The organism is Leifsonia sp. NPDC058248 (genome assembly GCF_042881905.1).
Taxonomy (GTDB): domain Bacteria; phylum Actinomycetota; class Actinomycetes; order Actinomycetales; family Microbacteriaceae; genus Leifsonia.
In genome coordinates, this window is record NZ_JBHVXB010000025.1 from 1 (window position 1) to 1,369 (window position 1,369).

General features: G+C 61.6%; 2 protein-coding genes. One reads left to right on the top strand and one right to left on the bottom strand.

Annotated elements, in window-relative coordinates; translation table 11 throughout:
• Nucleotides 1-256: ADP-ribosylglycohydrolase family protein (locus tag ACFVV5_RS19135; protein WP_387247287.1), on the top strand; the 256-nt coding region annotated here is incomplete at its 5' end.
• A 5-nt stretch (nucleotides 257-261) separates the two neighbouring features.
• Here ACFVV5_RS19135 and ACFVV5_RS19140 read toward each other — a convergent pair.
• Nucleotides 262-1,369: hypothetical protein (locus ACFVV5_RS19140; RefSeq protein WP_387247289.1), on the bottom strand; the 1,108-nt coding region annotated here is incomplete at its 5' end.

The window sequence follows — 1,369 nt, forward strand, 5'->3', positions numbered from 1 at the left end:
GGACGTCCCGCACGGGCTGCGGCTCGCCGTCAACCACGGCGGCGACTTGCACGCCACGGGCGCCCTGTGCGGGGCCCTGCTGGGTGCCCTGCACAGAGAGACGGCCCTGCCGGCGGCCTGGCTCGCCGAGCTGGAGGGCCGGGCCACGGTCCTGGAAGTGGCCGGCGACTTCGCCCTGGAGATGACCCAGGGCCGCGCCCTGCACGGCCCCTCGGGCGCCTCCCCGGGCTGGCTGGCCCGCTACCCCACGGGCTGAGGCCGTCACTTAGCGTTGAGATCGTCCTGAGCCGTGTCCAGAAGCTCCACGAAGGGCGCCCGCACCGTCGAGCTGCGCAAAACCTTGAAACCGTACCGGCCGACGACCTCCGGGTTTCCGTTGGCGCGATCGGGATTATAGCCATTCCTATGACCCGGCGGCCCCACATCCACATAGATGAACGGCCTGGGAACACTGTTCGCCCACCACAGCGTCACACGTGGATGACCCCGGGTCGCATTGAGAATCTCATTACCATTCGAAATATTGGCCTGATATCGCAAATAATCAACGTTAGGCGGCCCTTCGGGGTCCTTGTCCTTGCCCTCCTTCTTGAGTTGTTGAGAATTCTTGTAATTCTCAAAGCCCCGATCGATGGTCATTCTGTCAGTCCTGGCCAGATAAACCTCGGTCTGAGCTGTCACCACTTCATAGGTGAACTTCTCGGGATGGTCGATCTTCACGACCGCGTCCTCCGAGAGTTCCTCCCCCGGAACCAACTCCTGCCCCGGCGGCGGGATGAGGTAGTCAGACTTGATCACCTCGCAGTCTGCACTGCTCGTCGCACGCTGCAGGCAATCCGGATCCTTCGCGGGCCCGCCGCGGATCCAGTAGATACTGCCGAGAATATACACGGAGACCCCACCTGCATTCTTCACGGAGAAATGGACCGGCAGGTACATCTTCGTCCCCTTGCCGTTCAGGGTTGACCCTTTGAATTCAGCCGCACTCTCCACCAGCGGGAGTGCGGAGTAGGGGACATACACCTGCGAATACGCCACGTTGGCAACTGCGAGGACGCCAGAGACGATCGCTAGAATCGATATACGCACAGGGTAATTCAATCCACTCCAAGCCCGGTCGCGGAGGAGGATGACCAGAGCCCACAAAGACCAGGCCGTGAGGACTATCCAGAGCCAGAACCAGTGCGCGAAAACATGGCCGGATACCTGCAGGTAGAGCAACGACGCGTTGACGACAAGAGCAATCAAGGCCCCGAACAGAACGGTTGGCCCCGAGTATCTTGCCCGCCGCTTGGTCCAATAGTCGAGAGCGGCTATCACGGCGAATACCTCTATCGCGGCCGCGACAAGAAAAGTGGCACCCCCGAGA